The 17699-nt window shown below is 62.8% G+C and carries 15 protein-coding genes; 5 read left to right on the top strand and 10 right to left on the bottom strand.

Going from position 1 to position 17699, the window contains the following annotated elements; genetic code table 11:
* Positions 1-35: 35 nt before the first annotated feature.
* Genes AC07VY_RS08295 through AC07VY_RS08280 form a run of 4 tightly spaced genes read right to left on the bottom strand, consistent with a single transcriptional unit; the run spans position 36 to position 7720 of the window.
* Positions 36-1445 carry a Dyp-type peroxidase gene (locus AC07VY_RS08295; protein ID WP_495097029.1) on the bottom strand — a complete coding sequence of 470 codons (1410 nt, stop codon included), beginning with the start codon at positions 1443-1445 and terminating at the stop codon, positions 36-38.
* Entirely contained in the window at positions 1446-3314 is a 1869-nt protein-coding gene (locus AC07VY_RS08290; RefSeq protein WP_495097030.1) for a cytochrome P450, read from the bottom strand.
* Between the two features lie 45 nt (positions 3315-3359).
* Positions 3360-7394, bottom strand: a complete 4035-nt coding sequence (locus AC07VY_RS08285) for an ATP-binding protein (protein WP_495097031.1) — start codon at positions 7392-7394, stop codon at positions 3360-3362.
* A 20-nt stretch (positions 7395-7414) separates the two neighbouring features.
* The gene (locus tag AC07VY_RS08280) at positions 7415-7720 is read right to left on the bottom strand and encodes a 2Fe-2S iron-sulfur cluster-binding protein (RefSeq protein WP_495097032.1); all 306 of its coding nucleotides are present in this window, start codon (positions 7718-7720) and stop codon (positions 7415-7417) included.
* A gap of 133 nt (positions 7721-7853) precedes the next feature.
* Between AC07VY_RS08280 and AC07VY_RS08275 the strand changes: the two genes are divergently transcribed.
* Positions 7854-8381 carry a GNAT family N-acetyltransferase gene (locus tag AC07VY_RS08275; RefSeq protein ID WP_495097033.1) on the top strand — a complete coding sequence of 176 codons (528 nt, stop codon included), beginning with the start codon at positions 7854-7856 and terminating at the stop codon, positions 8379-8381.
* 54 nt (positions 8382-8435) lie between these two features.
* Here AC07VY_RS08275 and AC07VY_RS08270 read toward each other — a convergent pair whose 3' ends face one another.
* The 3 genes from AC07VY_RS08270 to AC07VY_RS08260 form a co-directional block, all read right to left on the bottom strand.
* A complete protein-coding gene (locus AC07VY_RS08270; protein WP_495097034.1) occupies positions 8436-9098 on the bottom strand; it encodes a Crp/Fnr family transcriptional regulator in 663 nt (220 codons plus the stop codon).
* 107 nt (positions 9099-9205) lie between these two features.
* Positions 9206-9892: a helix-turn-helix transcriptional regulator gene (locus AC07VY_RS08265; protein ID WP_495097035.1), complete on the bottom strand. Its 687-nt coding sequence runs from the start codon at positions 9890-9892 to the stop codon at positions 9206-9208.
* Between the two features lie 162 nt (positions 9893-10054).
* Positions 10055-10921: a DUF6279 family lipoprotein gene (locus AC07VY_RS08260; RefSeq protein ID WP_495097036.1), complete on the bottom strand. Its 867-nt coding sequence runs from the start codon at positions 10919-10921 to the stop codon at positions 10055-10057.
* Between AC07VY_RS08260 and glmU the strand changes: the two genes are divergently transcribed.
* The 3 genes from glmU (at position 10920) to AC07VY_RS08245 (ending at position 13687) form a co-directional block, all read left to right on the top strand.
* A complete protein-coding gene (glmU, locus tag AC07VY_RS08255; protein WP_495097037.1) occupies positions 10920-12320 on the top strand; it encodes a bifunctional UDP-N-acetylglucosamine diphosphorylase/glucosamine-1-phosphate N-acetyltransferase GlmU in 1401 nt (466 codons plus the stop codon). The two genes, AC07VY_RS08260 and glmU, sit on opposite strands and share 2 nt — an antisense overlap.
* A complete protein-coding gene (locus AC07VY_RS08250; protein WP_495073848.1) occupies positions 12317-13057 on the top strand; it encodes a sensor histidine kinase in 741 nt (246 codons plus the stop codon). The genes glmU and AC07VY_RS08250 overlap by 4 nt, the downstream gene beginning before the upstream one ends.
* A gap of 63 nt (positions 13058-13120) precedes the next feature.
* Positions 13121-13687 (top strand): DUF2059 domain-containing protein, encoded by a 567-nt coding sequence (locus AC07VY_RS08245; protein ID WP_495073847.1) that lies wholly within the window; start codon positions 13121-13123, stop codon positions 13685-13687.
* Between the two features lie 69 nt (positions 13688-13756).
* On the opposite strand, the gene AC07VY_RS08240 is transcribed toward AC07VY_RS08245, so the two are convergent.
* Together AC07VY_RS08240 and AC07VY_RS08235 are read right to left on the bottom strand one after the other, a co-directional pair.
* Complete coding sequence (locus tag AC07VY_RS08240) at positions 13757-15025, bottom strand: Hsp70 family protein (RefSeq protein WP_495097038.1); 1269 nt, start codon at positions 15023-15025, stop codon at positions 13757-13759.
* Positions 15022-15738, bottom strand: coding sequence for an alpha/beta hydrolase (locus AC07VY_RS08235; protein ID WP_495097039.1), 717 nt, complete (start codon positions 15736-15738; stop codon positions 15022-15024). Before AC07VY_RS08235 ends, AC07VY_RS08240 begins: the two co-directional genes overlap by 4 nt.
* A 100-nt stretch (positions 15739-15838) precedes the next feature.
* On the opposite strand from AC07VY_RS08235, the gene AC07VY_RS08230 reads away from it, so the two are divergent.
* Positions 15839-16597 (top strand): hypothetical protein, encoded by a 759-nt coding sequence (locus AC07VY_RS08230; protein ID WP_495097040.1) that lies wholly within the window; start codon positions 15839-15841, stop codon positions 16595-16597.
* A gap of 4 nt (positions 16598-16601) precedes the next feature.
* Here AC07VY_RS08230 and ftsY read toward each other — a convergent pair whose 3' ends face one another.
* Positions 16602-17672 carry a signal recognition particle-docking protein FtsY gene (ftsY, locus tag AC07VY_RS08225; protein WP_495097041.1) on the bottom strand — a complete coding sequence of 357 codons (1071 nt, stop codon included), beginning with the start codon at positions 17670-17672 and terminating at the stop codon, positions 16602-16604.
* Positions 17673-17699: the final 27 nt, after the last annotated feature.

The following is a 17699-nucleotide window of genomic DNA, read 5'->3' as shown; positions in this document are numbered from 1 at the left end:
GGTACTACCTGCGTTGGCGGCCTCTTTGGCTTGCATCAGCCCGCCGGTGGCTCGGCCAGTACCCGCAGCGCCGGCAGACTGGGGAACATCGTGTACAGCGTGCCGCGTGTGGTGACGAACGGTGTGAAGCCGGTCAGTGGCTTGTTGACGCTGCCGCCCATGGGAATGTCGTACTGGCCGCCGTCGCCTTCATGGTTGCCGATCAGTGGGTCTTTGGCTGTGCCCTGGATGCCGGTGCCAAACGGATTTTTGTTGCCCCACTCGGACACCAGGTGCTCGAACTGGTCCTCCAGGCTGGCGCAGAAGAACAGGCCTAGCAGACCACGGTCGCTGTCGGCCCCACCACTTGCCGGGCCGTAGGGAATGCCACGGCGCAGCAGTGGACGTCGGCGGAACGGCACGACCGGATCGGCGCGCGGGTTCATACGCCTGATGTGTGCACCGAAGGGGCAGCCCAGGCCCTGCTTGTCGGCCGAGAAGTCGAAGTCGTTCAACTCGGCGTTTGTCTGCGGCGTGTGGTCTGGTCCGGGCTGGTTGGGTGAGCTTTCGTCCAGTACCCGGCCGTCGTGCCAGCGGCCCAGCAGCTTGGCGCGCACATAGTCGGCCGAGGGGGCATCGCCGGCTGCCTTGTCGACGAAGGACTCGAAGGCTGCCGTGTCCTGCGCCATTTTGCGGAACACCGAGAAGCTGCCGTTGGCAAAGAACTGGCGCACCGGCTCGTCTTCGGTGCTGAGCAGCCAGCGGTTATAGCCCTCGTCGTTCTCATGGCCCAGCAGGAACTCGCCGGGGGCGTGGAATTGGGGCGGAATCTTCAGCTCGGCATAGTGGGCGGCATGCGGGTGCAGGCCGTTGACCAGTGGGTTGGTGATGCCGTCCAGATAGCCGAAGTGGATGCGGCGCTTTTTGCGGTCGTGGTTCAGGTGGCCGCCCTGGAAGGCGGCGGTCCAGCCTTCGGGTGCGAACGCGTCGCCGGCCAGCTGCTGCAGCGTGGCCTGCGCTTGGTCCAGCTCGGCCACGGTGTCGGCATGCAGGGTTAGGAACAGGTGGGCCGTGTTGGGGCGGAAGCCGTCTTCCCACAGTTCGGCGGCGCTGGGGCCGGTGTCTGCCAGGCGGTGCGCTGCGCGTTGGTAGGCGCCCTCGGCAAAGGCCGGCGCCCGGTCCTGGAAGGCGCGCAAATACACCGACGGCAGCTGCAGCTGCTGTAGGCCTTTGAAGGTGAAGCCTATGCCGACCGGGCAGCGCTGTTCGGCTTTCAGCCGCGCGGCAGTGGCACGCGAGGCGGTGGCCGAAACGACCCAGCCGTCGTCCAGCAGCGCGCGCAGAAACTGCCGCGCCGTATCGACCTGGGTGATGCTGAGCACAAAGTAGCGGCTGTGGTGGAAGTCGTAGCCATTGGCCACGATGTTCTGGATGTGGGCTTTTTCCAGCGGGGCGGTGTGCGGCATTTAGCGGACCTCCGGGCTGGAGTTGATGTCGGCCACGGTGCGCATCGGGTAGGCGCTGTAGAAATAACGCCCGGCTGGCTGCTTGTTGTGCAGGCGTATCGCGTCGATGAATTCCTTGGGGAATTCGGCCACCGGCAATGGTGGCGCGTTTTCGATGTGCTCGAACAGCAGGTCGAACAGCGGGCCGATCTGCAGTGCGAAGTGTTCGATGTAGGCGTCGAAGTCGCCGTCGAAGATGGTGTGCAGCACCAGCTTGCTGTCGTTCTCCAGAAACTCGAAAAACGCGAAGTGCACATGGCGCGCCTGCTGCAGCCGCAGCTCGATGCGTGGCGCGCCGTAGACGATGATTTGCTTTAGCGCCTCGGCGTGCACGGCCAGGGGTTTCTTGATCTCCATCACCACGTTTAGCGACTGCTGGATGACGCGCTTGTCCACGGTGAACTGCAGTGGGAAGCTGCTGCAGTTGAAACCCCAGTGCTTTTGCAGCCGGTTCGGCTCGCCGGTGGTCGGGTCCAGCGTTTGCGCCAGGCCGGGTAGCAGCAGCACCTGCTGCACCACCTGGGCTACCAACGGCATGGCGATGTACTTGCCCAGGCACTGGTGCAGGTGGTCGCCGGGGTCACCGCCGAAGATCAGCGGATCGTCTTTGGTGGCTGCAGAGCGGAACTCGTGCGGATGGGGCTGGCCGTCGTTGCGGGTGGCAGCGCCCACCGCCAGGATGACGAGGGAGCCGGCCGGTACGCGCACGCCGTCCGTGTCGCCAAATGGGTTGTCCTTCAGCACGCGGCGCGGCAAAAATGGCGCGGGTGGCTGCAGGCGCAGTGCTTCCAAAATCAGCGCGCTGAGCGCACCCGCATCGGCTGGATTTTGCGCAGCGCGCAACGCGGCGGCCTGGGCCAGCGGCATTTGGCCGAGCGTGAAGAACTGGCTGATGGCGATGCTGACGCTGGCCTGCACATTGCCGATGATGCCGGCGATGGAGCCGACCACGATGGCCGCCAGCTCGGTGCCCGAATACTGGGCCGCAGTGCGTGCCAGCCGTGGCAGCACGGGCTCGAAATCCTTCAGCAGCAGCGCGCCCTGCGGCGGGAAGGCAAAGGTCTGCAGATCTTTCAGCTCTTGCTGCAGGGACGCGACTTCATCCTGCTCTTTTTTGCCGATGGCTTTCTGGTACTGGTCGATTAGCTGGCCGACGCGTACCAGCAGCATGCCCATCGCGCCCGAGGCCTGGGGCACGGCGAAAGGGTTGGCGACGAAGTGGCGGGCAAACATCTGGTAGCTCATGCCGTTGTAGGCCAGGCGCATGGTCTGCTCCAGCAGGCCTATGTCGGACTGGGCAAAGCCGAACAGGAAGCCGACAAAGCGCAGCGCGGCTTGCTCGCTCAGATAGGCCAGGTCGAACTCCCGGGTTTTCAGCGGCAGTACGGCGGCGGCCTGGTAGGCCAGCGCCGATAGCGCGGCGATGGTGCGGCCGTCGTACTTGAAGGCGCTCATCGCAAACTGGCGCTGGGCCTTGTGTTCGTCGGTGGCGGGCGTGGGCTGGTCCTTGTCCAGGCCCAGCATGAAGGTGCCGCTGCCCAGCGCCAGGTAGGGCGAGTTGCTGAAGTATTCGGTGTTGGTCAGCGCCTGTTCGATGTGCGCACGTTGCGACAGCAGATAGACCTGCTGGTGGTACTGCGAGTCACCGGCGTCGTTGGCGTGGATCTTGGTGTCGGCGCAACTGGTGAACTGCAGCACGCGCGGGGTTTGTAGTAATTCCTGGTACAGCGCGGCACGCTGTTGATCGTCATTGAGCCAGGAGAAAAGCAGGCGGTTTTGTTGGAAAGCCGAGATCTGCACGTCGTCAAAGGCGGCGAGTAGTGGGGTCATGGGGGCTCCGTGGGTGACTGGTTGCCCATTCACCAACTGCGAGCTTCAGGCGGTGGCGAGGGGGTCGTATTCGGCTGGCAACAAAGGCTCCAGCAAAGCCCCGGCAACCTGCACGTCGCGAGTGTAGAAACCTTCTGATACGGCGTCATACTCACTTTTGAGTACGATTTTTGCCTCTGATGAGCGGCCTTGTGCTACCTGTAGTTGCGACAGGCTGGTGGCACAGCGCAGGGCTGCGGCCCGATGTTGGCGATTACGGGCAAAGTCCAGCGCGCCTTGCAGCCATTGTTCAGCTTCTTGTTGTCGGTCTTGTCCGTGCAAGGCGGCAGATTGCAGCAGCAACTCGCCCGTGAGCCGGCGGATTTCGGCCTCGTGGTAATGCTCCTGGTACTGGCAGACGATCTCGAACGCCTGGTACAGCAGGGCCAGGCCTTCATCGGGTTTGCCGGCCAGTGCCAGGCCTTCGGCCTGCATTGCAAGGTACAGCGGACGGGTGACGACGGCGCCGGTGGAGACCCACATGCGATAAGCCTGCTGCATTTCTGCCACGCCAGCCTCGGGTTCCCCCAGCTCGGCCAGCAGGCGTCCATGCAGCAAGGTGGAATACGCGAGCCAGACGGCAAATCCGCCTTCCTGGCAGATGCTTTTGGCCTGCTTGGCGCAGTGCATGGCTTCGGTGATCTCGCCCCGGAACAGGTGTATGGACGCACAAAAAGCAAATGCTTCGCCCATGCTGAATTTGTGGCCGAGTTGTTCGGCCAGGGCCACAGCCTGCCTTGCCCGCTCCAGGGCCTGGTCGGCCAGGCCGAGTTCCCACACGGCCCAGGCGGAATAGCACAGGCTCATGATGCCGGGGTCTTGCACCACGCTGGGATGGTGCTGCAGCTGTCGGTAGTCGGTGAGGCAGGCGTCCAGGTGCGCGAGGGAGGCCACAAAATCACCCTTGTGGAACAGGATGTTGCCTGCCGCCCATTGCACCTGGATTTTGCGCATGGGGTCGGCAGCCTCGCCGATCAGATTGGCAGCCTGTTGGGCAATCTCATGCGCGCGGTCAAAGTCGGCGCGCATGAAGTGGTAGCCCTCCAGCCCGAGCAGGGTTTTCATTTGCGCGGTTTCGTCGCCTACGCGCTGGCAGAGTTCAGCCGCACGTTCATAGGCGTGCCCTACCTGGTCGGCGCCGTAGCCGTGGGTGGCGATGAGCTGGCCGGCCAGTAGCAGCTGCAGCCGCAGTTCGGCGCGGTCACGCTCGGATACCGGCGGCAGCCGCAGTAAAACGGCCAGACCGCTGCGCAGGTGGTTGATGGCTTCCAGATGGGCGGAGCGGGTAGCGGCTCTGCGGGCGGCCCGTTCCCAGTATTCCAGTGCCTGTGCATCGTTGCCTGACTGCGCGAAGTGGTGGGCCAACAACTCGGGCTGGCTTTGCGCCAGGTCCTGGAACTGCTCGCGTACGACGTTGGCGATGGTGCGGTGCAGGCGTTTGCGGTCGCGTTCCCAGAGGGATTCATAGGCCGCATCGCGTACCAGCGCATGCTTGAAGTAATAGTGGGTGCCCGCAGCGTCGGTGGTCTCAATCACCAGCCCGGAGCGCACCAGCGCTGCAAGGCGTGCGGGCAGATCATGCAGCCCGATGGGTGAGGTTTCGTGTGCCACGATGGCCTGCAGTAACGGCAGGGAGAACTCGCGTCCTATGGTGGCGCCCACCTGCGCAACCTGCTTGGCGGTGGCCAGGCGGTCCAGCCGCGCCATCAGCAGGTCATGGATGGTGGCTGGCACGGTGAAGCGCGCCGCCATGGCCGCATCGTGGCTGTGGGCTTGCACCCCCAGGTCCATTACCATGCGGGCCGATTCTTCGATGAACAGGGGGACACCATCGGCCTTGGCCGCCAGGAGCTGCACCATTTCGCCCGGCACGGCGGAGGGGCCGCAGGCGCCCAGAATCATGGCCCGGGTGGATTCGGGCGACAAGCCCTTCAGTGGGACCTCGTGCACCGCAAAGCCGGTGTCCTGTACCGGGGACTGCTCGGTGCGCAGGGTGAGCAGTACCATCAGGGGGCGCTGCTTCGCCTCGGCCATGGCGCGATGCAGAAATTCACGTGTCGAAGGGTCAACCCATTGCAGGTCTTCCATCAGCAGGCAAACCGGGCCACGCTGTGTGGCATGCAGCAGCCAGGCCACCAGCACGTCCAGCGTGCGTTCGCGTTGCTTTTCTTTGGTATAGGACAGGGCTGCCAGTCTGCCGTCCATCGGAATCGACAGCAGGGCTGCGACCAGCGCCTGGGCATCGGTCTGTAACAGGTCTTCGGGCAGCTGTGCCTGGATCTTGTGGAGCTTGCTGTCGGGTGACTCTTCATCCACGATGCGCAACTGGCGGCGCAGAAAATCGATCAAGGGATGGAATGTGCTGTGCACATGGTCCGGCGTGCAGCGGCATTCCAGCACCGCCAGTTTGCGGGCCTGCAGGGAACGACGGAACTCACTGGCCAGACGTGATTTGCCGATACCTGCCTCGCCTGACACCAGCACTGCGCGCACACCTTGGGTGCAGACTTCATTCCAGTGCTGTTCCAGCGCGCCGATTTCGGCATTACGGCCTACAAATGGGGTGCGCCGAGGCGCGGACTCCTGCGCAAGCTGGCTACCATTGGGTACTTCGCTGACCACGCGGTAGGCCGCGGTGGCGGGGGCGAATCCTTTGAGCGGCGGCAGGCTTGTGAGCCGCTCGAAGATGAATTTTTCTTTGACGATTTGCCGCGTGGAATCGCTGGCAACCATGGTGTTGGGTTGGGCGATGGACTGAAGCCGTGCGGCCAGGTGCAAGGAAACGCCGAAGGGCTGGCCAGACCGCACCACCACATTGCCGGTCACTACGCCAAGTCGTACCTGTACTCCCAACTGGGTGACGGTTTGGATGATTTCCAGCCCGGCGCGTAGTGCACGTGCCACCGAATCTTCGTAGGCCAAAGGCACGCCAAAGTAGCACATGATGCCGTCATCGCCTTGGGGGGTGTCCGAAATGCCGCCCCAGCGCGATACCACGCCAGCGCACACCGTGTGGTAGGTGTCCAGCACTTCGCTGTAACGTTCGGCCCCCCAGGTGTCCAGCAGGTGGGTAGAGCCCACCAGATCGCAGGACACGGCCGTAACCTGGCGCAGGTTGTCGTCCAGGCCTGCGCGTTCCATGGAGGGGTGTAAAACCAATGCAGCATCGCCGTACAGCGCACAGGTCCACGGAAGGGCTTCTGTGGACGTCTGCTGGTGGTGACGGTTATGCCGTGCATGCTGCACGGCGGCCCCAAGCGTACTGCCCTGGGCCAAGGCCTGGTAGAACGCCCGCATGCCGTCGATATGCAGCGGTGCGTCGTCTACATCCTGGTGTATGAGTACGTTGGCGCCATATCGCAGCATGCCAATGTGACTGCTGGCACGGTCGGATATCCAAAGTTGTGCGGCGTTGCTGGTGTCCTGGTGGTCGGGTATTGCGTGAAGGTGGTCGTCAGTGCCTATGCTGTGCACCACGTCGCTGTCGTGCACGAGCTTGAGCAAGCTGGTGGGTTCAACGGTTTGGGTGTGCACCAGCGTGGCTTCCAGGCCCTCGATAAAGAGAATGCTTTCGGCCAGCGTTGCACAGTACGCCTCTTGTGCTGGCGAGCAGTGTGGCTTTCGTAGCAGCAGGACGCGCAGAGACTCCCTGCGTGGCGTTGCGCGTCCTGGGCGTTTGGGGGGGGCGCCTGACAGCACGCGGCGGGTAATCTGGAATTTTTCACCTAAAAACTGGCTGCCATCAAAAGCCATTTCCCATGGAATGGCCAACAAGCTTTCGTCCAGTTGTAAATAGATGGCGCGTGATGCGCTCTGTTGCAAGATGTTGCGTATTCTTGTTGGGAATAATTGTTCGAACAGGAGAGCGCCCTGCGTGAATGGATGGCCCTTCGGGGCCTGCAGGGTCCGCATTTGCTCATCACTGATGGAACAACTGGCGATATGCCCCATGGCTTGTGCATCTGACAGCGCCATGGACAGTTGTGTACCGTCCACCACAACCGTCAGGGTAAGGGTGGGGGCAGCGTCTGGTACTTGCACGGGTATTCCTGCCGGGGATATCAGGAGATATATCCGGCCCGCTCTGGCAGTACCAGAGTAACGTCGGAGGTGGGGTAGGCCACGCAAGGCAGGATATAGCCATCGCGCTTTTCTTCCGCACTCAGGCCAGGCCAGGCGATGCGGTACTGGACGCCGCCGCTGGCCAAGTGGCAGATGCAGGTTCTGCAGGTGCCGTTGCGGCAGGAATTTGCCATTAACAAGCCAGCATGTTCGGCCGCGACCAGCAGGGGCAGATCTGGCGGTGCATCGAAACCACTTTCTGCGGGTAGCAATAGGGCACTGAAACAAACGGTATCTTGCTGCATGGTGTGACCAAGTTTAGTCGTAGCTTTCCGTCAAAAGCCTGCTTGGCAGGCTTTTGCGGCGACAATCCCTGTCCCCCGAAATGTTTTCGCTCTCTGGGCTATAGGCCCATTTCTTTCTTTTCGTTCTCTTCCCATGACCAGTTCATACATTTTCGATGTGCGTCCCGCAGTTTTGCGCGAAGCCCAGGACATCGCCAATCTCCACGTTATTGCGACGGCCGCCGCCTACCAGGGTCTGGTGCCTGATGAGCATCTCAACACCATGCCCAGTGCCAAGCGTTTGAATCTGTGGCGTGAGGCCATCGAATACGGAGATCCGCAGGTGCAAGTGGCCCTGGACGGTGAAACCATCGTGGGTTTTGTAGGATTTGACCGTTCGCGCGACAAGGGCACCAAGAACACCGTGGGTGAAGTTTGGTCCATCTATGTTGCCCCCAGCCACTGGGGCAAGGGTGTGGGCCTGGCTTTGTGGGATGCGGCCCGTGAAGCCTTGGTAGACGAGGGGTGCACCACCGTCACCATCTGGATTCCGTTGCGCAACGAGAGAGCTTTGCGCTTTTTTGACTTGGCGGGCTTCAAGCGGGAACTCAATACCGCCAAGACCGTACCCATGGGCGACATCAAAATCGAGGAAATTCGTCTCAAACGCGCCTTGGATTGATACTGCGCCGTGCGGTGCGCCTTGTGCTAGCAGCAGAGGGGCGCAGCACATGGTTTACCACCGTGCAGGTAGGGCTTGCAAAAGCGTGATCTGGCGCTTGTCTACCCGCACATAGCCACCGGTTTCCAGGTCTTTCAGGATGCGGCTCACCATTTCTCGGCTGCAGCCGGCCCGGCTGGCAATTTCTTGGTGCGTGATGCGTTCGGCAATCAGCAGGGTTCCGTCTGCTTGTGGTGTCGCCAGGCCTTGCAGGCATTGCACCAGGCGCCCATATACGTCCACAAAAGCCAGATTGCGCGCACTATTGGTGGCCATGCGGGCTCTGCGTATCACCTTGGATAGCAGGTCCAGCGCGAATTCGGGGCGTGTAGCAATGAAGCTCAACAAGGTTTTTCGCGTCAGCAGTGCGCAGGCGGTGGCCTCCATTGTCACCACGCTGGCCGACCGGGCGCCCCCATCCAGGGCCATTTCACCGAAGTAGTCGCCTGGGCCTATCACGTCAAACGTGATTTCCTTGTCGTTGTCGTCGGTACAAAAGACTTTGACCCGCCCATCCACCACGACAAACAAGGTGTCGCCGGTGTCGGCCTCATGGATCAGGATGGTCCCTTTTCGATAGCGCCGGACTTCGCCCAGAGGCACCAACTCCCGCACCAACTCTGGCATGGAGTTGTCGTTGCAGAAAGTCTCAGTCAGGGTATCAATTGCGGGTTTCATGGATAGACGGCTGCGTACTGCGTACGCGCCAGTCTATGCCATAGCTATGGTCAGAGTCACATTCGGATACACACTTGTGTATCCGAATGTATCAAAGTTTTCTGGAGTTAATGCTGCAATGCTGTCATGTGGCGCGCCATAGGCGGCAGGATGGATACGGTTTCCACCAGTTGCCGGATGGTATCGCAGCGGGTTTTTACCCGAATGCTACGCAATTGGCTGCGAACGGTAGATATCTGCACACCATGGCGTTCGGCGATTTGCGTGGGGCGCATGCCGCTGCAAACCGAGGCCAGCACATTGCTTTCGGCGCTGGTGAGCCCGCGCTCGCGTGCAAACAGTGCGATGGTGGAGCTGTCGCACAGCTGTTGCTTGGCAAATACCAGCAAGGCAAACGGGCCTGCACCGGGGGCAGTCAGCGGGACCACTGCCACGCTGGTCGTGCAGTCTTCGCCACCCAGGCTGATCAGCGCGCGTACGCCGGATTGGGCACGCAGCAGGGCGTGTTCCAGTTGGGCTTCATCGGAGTTGAGTAAGGTAGTCAAGCGACCATCGGTAATGCACAGGCCGCTGCGTGCACTACCGGCGCCTTGCAGGCTGCTATAGGCAAGCCGGTTGGAAAAGCGGATTTGCCGCGTCACCATGTGGACCAGCGCCAGGCCATAGTCCATTTGTTCCAGTACGCATTGCATCAATACCAGTGCGTCTGGTGACGAGGCCGCTGCGTTGGACAGGGGCTCATCTACATAGCTGAGAGTGTCGGTGACGGAATCAGAAAAATCGGTGTGCAGCATGGCGTTATCCCTCAAACCTGTTGTTCCCGCGAAATGCAGGTTGGTGTAGCGTGTTGCAGCGCACAACAGGATTGGGTAGAAGGATAGGCAATCGGCTTGTTTTTAGGTGGGTACTTTGCCCGCCAAATTTTGTGATGCATGCACCAAAACTTGGTGCGGCATTCAGCTTTGGGCTGCCAACTCTCTGAGTAGTTTTGCGTAGCCGGCCAGCCAGCGGACGGCGGCGGAGCGCTGGGCGGGCGTGGTGCTGTTGTGCAAGGCGGCGATGTTCTGGCAGTCTTGCTGGCGCAAAGCTTCTGTGTACGTGCGGTCCGAGGGGGTGTTCGGATGCAGGCTGCGTGCCATCAGGTCATGGATGGCGCTACGTGCATCAGGGGCGCGGGCCGATTGGCGCAGTGTTTGCAGCATATCGGTCTGGCGGCGCAGGCGCTCGGCTTGTGTGCGCTGCGGGTCGAACAACGACTGCTCCGATTGCTGGCGCAGCAATGCTTTCTGTGCTGCATCTATGCGTCCATAGACGGTTTCGGCGCGTTCCAGTACGGTATCGAGGCGCTTGGCCCGTAGCTCGGCCGGCTCCAGAGCCAGCCATTCCTTGCGGTAGTCGGTGTTTTTGTCGGCAAACTTATGCTCCAAATGTTGGAGCTGCGCCGGGCTCAGGCTTTGGGCCAGTGTGGTTGCCGGGCCCTCGGTGCTGAATACCAGAGCTTCTACAAAGCTGCGCAGCTGCTGGCCTGTCGCGCAGACCTGCTCGGGTGTGGTGTCTTGTGCGGCTTGGTTCTGGAGTTGTTGCAGCCAGTCGGCGTAGATGGGCAGTTGCTGCTGTCGCTGGATGTGCTGCAGTGCACGCAGGTCTTCACGCACCTGTTGCGCCTGGGCCTTGTCCAGATCCACATAGCCGTTCAGCCACCAGACGCCCAGGTGTTCGCCCTGGTTGTAGGCCAGCTTCAGGCTGGTGCAGGCGAACAGCAGAAAGCTGGCCAACAACAGGCTGATAATCCCAATCCATTTACCTTTGAAGAAGCAAGACATGGCAGAAATCGACGTAGTCATCATGGCCGCGGGCAAAGGCACCCGCATGAAAAGCAAGCTGCCCAAAGTGTTGCACTCTTTGGCCGGGCGTGCGTTGCTGGCCCATGTTGTCCACACCGCCAGCAATCTGCAGTCCCGCAATGTGGTGGTCATTACCGGTCATGGCGCTACAGAAGTTGAAGCGGCCAGCGCAGGATATACAAGCGCTGGCGATACTTTTTCTATAAATTTTGCACGCCAGGAGCCGCAGCTGGGCACGGGCCATGCGGTGCAGCAGGCACTGCCCCAGCTGGCCGATGACGGCGTGGTGGTGATTCTGTCGGGCGACGTGCCCCTGACCCAGGCCGACACCCTGCGCCAGCTGATCGCCGTGGGCGCTGGGAGCAAGCTGGCCCTGCTGACGCTGGAGCTGCCCAACCCCAGCGGCTATGGCCGCATTGTGCGCAACGGAGATGCGGTGCAGGCCATCGTCGAGCACAAGGACGCCACGGACGAACAGCGCGCCATCCGCGAGATCTACAGCGGCATCATGGCGGTGCCCGCAAAGCATCTGCGCACCTGGCTGGGTCGTTTGGACAACCGCAACGCCCAGTCCGAGTATTACCTGACCGACATCGTCAAGATGGCCGTGGCCGATGGCGTACCGGTGGTGGCCCACAAGATCAGCGACGAGCTGCAGGTCGCAGGCGTCAACAGCCCCGTACAGCTGGCCGAACTGGAGCGCGCTTACCAGCGGCAGCAGGCGCTATCACTCATGGAGCAGGGCGTGCGCCTGGCCGACCCTGCGCGGCTGGATGTGCGCGGCAGTTTGCAATGCGGGCAGGACGTATCGATTGACGTGAATTGCGTGTTTGAAGGCCAGGTCAGCCTGGGTGACGGTGTACGCATAGGCGCCAACTGCGTGATCGCCAACGCGCAGATCGCCGCCGGTGCGGTGATCCACCCGTTCACCCACATCGATGGCGAAAAGCTGGGCGTTTCGGTGGGGCCGGGCTCCTTGATCGGCCCGTTCGCCCGTTTGCGTCCGGGTGCCCAGCTGGGTGCCGAGGTGCATATCGGTAACTTTGTGGAGGTGAAGAACTCCACCCTGGCCAACGGTGCCAAGGCCAACCATCTGGCCTACCTGGGCGACGCCACAGTGGGCGAGCGCGTCAACTACGGCGCCGGCAGCATCACCGCCAACTACGACGGCGCCAACAAGCACCGCACAGTGATCGGCGACGACGTGCATGTGGGCAGCAACTGCGTGCTGGTGGCGCCCATCACCATCGGTGCGGGCGGTACGGTGGGCGGCGGCTCCACGTTGACCAAGGACGCCGCGCCTGGTGCGCTCAGCGTGGCGCGTGCGCGCCAGGTGGCGATTGCCAACTGGAGTCGTCCGAAAAAGGCCAAACCTTGAGCGGAGCCGAAGCCACCATCGCCGATCTGCAGGCTCGCCTGCAGCGCAGCGAAGCGCACAACGCCGCGCTGCAGGCCGAGCTGGAGCGTTTTGCCTACACCGTGTCGCACGACCTGCGGGCACCGCTGCGCCATATCACCGCCTATGCGCCGCTGGTGCGCGAGATGCTGGCCGAGGGCGAAGACCCCGCGCAATGCCTGGATACGCTGGAGCAGGCGGCACGCAACATGGCCCGCATGCTGGACGCCGTGCTGGAACTGTCCCGCCTCTCGCGCGTGGCTTTGCAGCCGGTTGTGTTGCCCTTGGCCGCGCTAGTGGCTGAAGCCCAGAATGCGCTGGCACCAGCGGCGGCGGGCCGCCAGGTGGAATGGCAACTGCCTGACAACTGGCCCGAGGTGCATGGCGACCCCGCACTCATACGCCAGTTGTGGCAGCAGCTTTTGTCGAACGCACTGAAGTTCACCCGGCCGCGGGCCCAGGCACAGATTGCGCTGGGCTGGGAGCCGCAAGTCGGCGGGGTGGTGTTTTGGGTGCGCGACAACGGCGTGGGTTTCAATCCTGCGGCCAGCGGCTCCATGTTTGACCTGTTCCAGCGGCTGCACACCACGTCGGAGTTCGAGGGCGCTGGCGTGGGCCTGGCCCTGGCGCGCCAGATCGTATTGCGCCACGGCGGCAGCATCCAGGCTGAAGGCGCGCTGGATGGCGGCTGTACCCTGCGTTTCACCTTGCCTGTGTAGGGCGCGATAATGTTTGGCAGGTCGCTTCGACCCATCCCCTATTTTTCCAACTGAGAACCGACCATGAAAAAAACCATCCTCGCGGTAACTTTGCTTGCTGCAGCTGCTTTGGCGCAGGCGGAAATTAGCCCTGCCAAGCAAGAGTTGATCAACAAGGTGCTACAGCTGCAGCAACCTACGCTGGACCAGATGTCGCGCCAATTGGCCGAAGGGGATGCCTTGCGTTTGATGCAGAACGCCATGTCGGTGATCCAGTTCAAGGCACCGCCTGAAAAGCGCGAAGCTCTGGCCAAGGACGTGCAAGGTGATGTGAAGAAATATGTGGACGATGTACGCCCCATGCTGCGTGACCGCCTGACCAAGCTCGCGCCCAGCGCCATTGGCCCGCTGCTGGACGCACGCTTCAGTGAAGACGAGCTGCGCCAACTGATCGCCGTGATTGACTCGCCGGTGTTGCGCAAGTTCTCTCAACTAGGCCCCGACCTGCAGAAGGCGGTGTTCGAAAAGATTTCTGCTGATAGCAAGCCCCAGATAGAAACCAAGCTGCGCGCGCTGGATGCCACCATCGTCAAGCGTCTGAACGCCGCGGGCGCCATGGGCACGCCTCCCGCACCTGCTGCCAGTAAATAAGAGTTGGCCATAAAAATAGCCGCTAGCGCAGGAATTATCTGCGCTAGCGGCTATTTATTTGATAGCACCTCAGGCCAGCGCCATTTCTTTTTTGTTCTCCCGCGCCACCGAGCCGGCATAGGCCAAGCCTGCCGCAACGCTGGAAAAGCGGTCGCCCGCCACCAAGCGAGAGTGGGGGAACAGGGCCTGCATGGCCTGCTGCAGCGGTGCCAGGGCGGATGAGCCACCCGTGAGATAGACCACGTCGGGCTGGGCCAGGCCGGCCATATCCACGCAGGCTTGGGCCGTTTGCACCACGCGTGCCAGCTGGGCCTGCAGCGCCTGGGCCAGGCCTTCGGGGGTAAGCAAGGCCGTCAAACCACGCTCTATGCAATCCAGGTCCATGGTTGTTTCCGCCCCGGACAGCGAGCAGGTAATCTTGCTGGCTTCTACATTGGCCAGGATGTGGTGGCCCACGCGCTCCTGCAGCACATGCATCAGCCGCTGGTATAGCGCGCGGTCCGTGTAGTCGTCGCGCAGGTCGCTGGCCTGGGCCAGGCTTTTGCGCGAATACGACTGGTGGATCAGGTGCCAGGTGGACAGGTCAAAAAAGATGCCGGACGGCACCTCGCGCCCGCTGGGTCCGGTATGGCCCAGGCCCAGCAGGGGCATGGCGTGGCGCAGATTCAGCAACTGGTCGAAGTCGGTGCCGCCGATGTGCACGCCGGTGGTGGCCAGGATGTCGTTGGCGCGGTCGGCATGCAACTGGCGGCCCGGGCCCACGCGCACCACGGTGAAGTCCGAAGTGCCGCCGCCAATGTCCACCACCAGCACCGTGGTTTCGGTGCTGACGCGGCGCTCAAAGTCGAACGCCGCCGCGATGGGCTCCAGTTGGAACTGCACGTCTTCAAAGCCCGCCGCACGTGCGGCCTGCTCCAGCGTGGCCTGGGCCAGGGCGTCGCGCTGGGCGTCGTCGTCCACAAAATGCACCGGGCGGCCCAGCATGGCGTGCTGCACGGCGTGGCCCAGGTGGGCTTCGGAGCGCTTTTTTAGTTCCTTGAAGAACAGTACCAGGATCTCGGTGTAGCTGATGAGCTGGCCGTTGACCACGGTTTTCTCTTCCATCAGCCGGCTTCCCAGCAGGCTTTTGATGGAGCGCATCAAACGCCCTTCGGTGCCTGCCAGATAGGCCTGCATGGCGGCGCTGCCATAGCTGGTGTGTTGGTCTTCGTAGGAGAAGAACAGGGCCGTGGGCAGGGTGGGCTTGCCCGCGTCCAGCGGAATGGTCTCCAGGCTGCCATCGGCGCGCACCAGGGCCGCTACGGTGTTGGAGGTGCCAAAGTCGATTCCCAGCATCATCCTTGTGCCGCTCCCTGAACAGACGGCAGAACAGACTGCAGAAAGCGGCTGATGTCCGCCACCTCCTGGGGGTGCACGCTGTGCGGCATCGGGTAGGTATGCCATTGCACTGGGTGGCCCAGGGCCGTCAGCGCTTGGCGCGAGCCTTCGGCGCGGGCCAGGGGCACCACCGGGTCGGCCGTGCCATGGGCCATGTAGATGGGGGTGTTGAAGTTGGCTGGGTGGCGCTCGGTAGCCAGGGTGTCGGCCAGCGGCAGGTAGCCCGACAAGGCCATGATGCCCGCCAGTCGCGCCGGATGGCGCAGCCCGGTGTGCAAGGCCATGGCGCAGCCCTGGGAGAAGCCCGCCAGCACGATGTGCTTGGCAGCAATGCCACGGGCGACTTCGTGGGCGATCAGGGCCTCGATGGCGCGGGCTGAGGCGTGGATGCCGGCCGCGTCTTCCTGGCGCACCAGGTCCACATTCTTGATGTCGTACCAGGCGGGCATGGGGTAGCCGTTGTTGATGCTTACCGGCATGACGGGCGCGTGCGGAAACACGAAGCGGATGGGCGCGCAGCCGCGCAGGTCCAGCTCGGGCACGATGGCTGCGAAGTCGTCCCCGCTGGCGCCCAGGCCGTGCATCCAGATCACTGCGGCGGTGGGCTGGGGTGCGCTTTCAATTTCAATGCGTTGCAACAGGGCATTAAACGAGGCGTTAACGGGAGAAGTCATGGGAGTCCATACGGGTAAACCGCGGGTTTGCGGCGTCAGAAGGGGGTCGATTCTAAAGAGCTAGGCCAAAAGACGCCTGCAAGACGGGCAAAATCGCCCGGTGCCTTATCTCCGCATCCTTCTTCTGTTGTCTTTTTGCGCCAATCTGGGCCCGGCCTGGGCGCAGCCGGCAGCTAATCTGCCCGCCACCAGCAAGGACATGCAGATCGTGCAGCGCATAGACGACGTGCTGGTTGGTGTAGATGCGGTGTCGCTGCAGATCGTGGACCGCAGCCATGTCAGCGGCACCTATTTCCTGATCAATCTGCGCCAGCCCAGTCCGGTCGCCGGTAACGCCGACTTTGTGGTGGACTGCCAGGGGCCGCTGCGTATTGCCACGCTGGAATCGACTCTGCCGTCGGGCTCCCTGAAGACCGACACCCCGCCATTGCAGCGGCGTAGTGGGCCGTTGGACATGGCGCAGCTGGCGTTTGTGCCCGTGCACATGCTGGATGGCACTTGGCTGGTGGCCGAATTTGCCTGTCGCAGTACCAGCCAGCCGGGCCGGGCGCGGCAGATCGCACGCCAACTCCTGGAGCAGGGCGGGCCGCCCGACACGCGCACCCTGTACTGCGATCTGCGGGCCGACGGCAGCACCCAGGTGCGGCGCGGTGTGGAGCTGCGCTTCAGCGAGCAGGAGGACGCCGTGGCCGTGAACCGGCAGTGGCTCAGCTCGGGCTTTGTGGACGACAAAGAGGTGGTGTTTGGCAGCGGCGCCCAGTGGATCGTGGACCGCCAGGCCAGTCGCGCCCGGCTGGTGGCGCCGGGCGGTGAGCTGCTGTACGCCGGCCAGTGCGATAGCCGACCGCCTGTGCCTTGAGGGTTTAGCTCAGCAGGGCCTGCGCGAATTCGCGCGCGTTGAAGGTTTCCAGGTCTTCCAGTTTTTCGCCCACGCCGATGAAATACACCGGAATCGGCCGCTCCTGGGCGATGGCGGCCAGTACGCCGCCCTTGGCCGTGCCGTCCAGCTTGGTGACGATCAGGCCGGTGAGCTGGATGGCGTCGTCGAAGATCTTCACCTGGCTGACGGCGTTCTGGCCGGTGTTGCCGTCTATCACCAGCAGCACCTCGTGCGGGGCGGTGGGGTCGGCCTTTTGCACCACGCGGCGGATTTTCTTCAGCTCTTCCATCAGATGCAGCTGGGTTGGCAGGCGGCCGGCGGTGTCCACCAGCACCACGTCGCGACCCCGCGCCTTGCCGGCACTGACCGAGTCAAAGGCCACGGCGGCTGGGTCGCCACCGTCCTGGCTGATGATTTCCACCGTGTTGCGGTCGGCCCAGACGCCCAGCTGCTCGCGCGCGGCGGCACGGAAGGTATCCGCTGCTGCTAGCAAAACGCTAGCGCCTGACGCAGACAAATGGCGCGTCAGCTTGCCAATCGACGTGGTTTTTCCGGCACCGTTGACGCCGGTGACCATGACCACGGTGGGCGTGTGCTGGCCGATCACCAGGGCTTTTTCCAGCGGTGCCAGCAGGGCGGTGATGGATTCGACCAGCAGGGCCTTCACGGCCTGTGGCTCGGTGGCCTTGGCGGCCTTGACGCGCTGCTTCAGGTCCGCCAGCAGGTGCTGGGTGGCTTTGACGCCGGTGTCGGCCATCAGCAGCGCGTCTTCCAGCTCCTCGTAGAGGGCGTCGTCGATCTGCGTGCCGGTAAAGACGGTGGTGATGCTGGAGCCGGTCTTGCGCAGGCCTGTCTTCAGCTTGTCCAGCCAGCCTGCGCGGGGGGCGGCGGGCTCTGCGACGGCGGCTGGTGCCGGTGTTTCCACGGGCGCGGGTTTGGCGGTAAACGGGTTGCGTAGCCAGCTGGCCGCAGGGGCTTCGGCGGCGGGGCTGGGGGGCGCCACGGGGGCGGCGGTATCGGGGACGGGAGGTTTTTTCTTGAAAAAGCTGAACATTTGGTGCGTTCTTAGAATCAGCCATTC

The sequence above is a fragment of the Rhodoferax sp. GW821-FHT02C08 genome (assembly GCF_059421805.1).
This window is presented reverse-complemented; position numbering and strand designations above follow the sequence as displayed.

What these genes read in the sequence shown, in the direction of transcription:
- AC07VY_RS08280 (WP_495097032.1), bottom strand. Translation starts at nt 7,720, where the DNA reads ATGCAGCAAGATACCGTTTGTTTCAGTGCCCTATTGCTACCCGCAGAA.
- AC07VY_RS08290 (WP_495097030.1), bottom strand. Translation starts at nt 3,314, where the DNA reads ATGACCCCACTACTCGCCGCCTTTGACGACGTGCAGATCTCGGCTTTC.
- AC07VY_RS08240 (WP_495097038.1), bottom strand. Translation starts at nt 15,025, where the DNA reads ATGATGCTGGGAATCGACTTTGGCACCTCCAACACCGTAGCGGCCCTG.
- AC07VY_RS08295 (WP_495097029.1), bottom strand. Translation starts at nt 1,445, where the DNA reads ATGCCGCACACCGCCCCGCTGGAAAAAGCCCACATCCAGAACATCGTG.
- glmU (WP_495097037.1), top strand. Translation starts at nt 10,920, where the DNA reads ATGGCAGAAATCGACGTAGTCATCATGGCCGCGGGCAAAGGCACCCGC.
- AC07VY_RS08260 (WP_495097036.1), bottom strand. Translation starts at nt 10,921, where the DNA reads ATGTCTTGCTTCTTCAAAGGTAAATGGATTGGGATTATCAGCCTGTTG.
- AC07VY_RS08245 (WP_495073847.1), top strand. Translation starts at nt 13,121, where the DNA reads ATGAAAAAAACCATCCTCGCGGTAACTTTGCTTGCTGCAGCTGCTTTG.
- AC07VY_RS08275 (WP_495097033.1), top strand. Translation starts at nt 7,854, where the DNA reads ATGACCAGTTCATACATTTTCGATGTGCGTCCCGCAGTTTTGCGCGAA.
- AC07VY_RS08235 (WP_495097039.1), bottom strand. Translation starts at nt 15,738, where the DNA reads ATGACTTCTCCCGTTAACGCCTCGTTTAATGCCCTGTTGCAACGCATT.
- AC07VY_RS08270 (WP_495097034.1), bottom strand. Translation starts at nt 9,098, where the DNA reads ATGAAACCCGCAATTGATACCCTGACTGAGACTTTCTGCAACGACAAC.
- ftsY (WP_495097041.1), bottom strand. Translation starts at nt 17,672, where the DNA reads ATGTTCAGCTTTTTCAAGAAAAAACCTCCCGTCCCCGATACCGCCGCC.
- AC07VY_RS08265 (WP_495097035.1), bottom strand. Translation starts at nt 9,892, where the DNA reads ATGCTGCACACCGATTTTTCTGATTCCGTCACCGACACTCTCAGCTAT.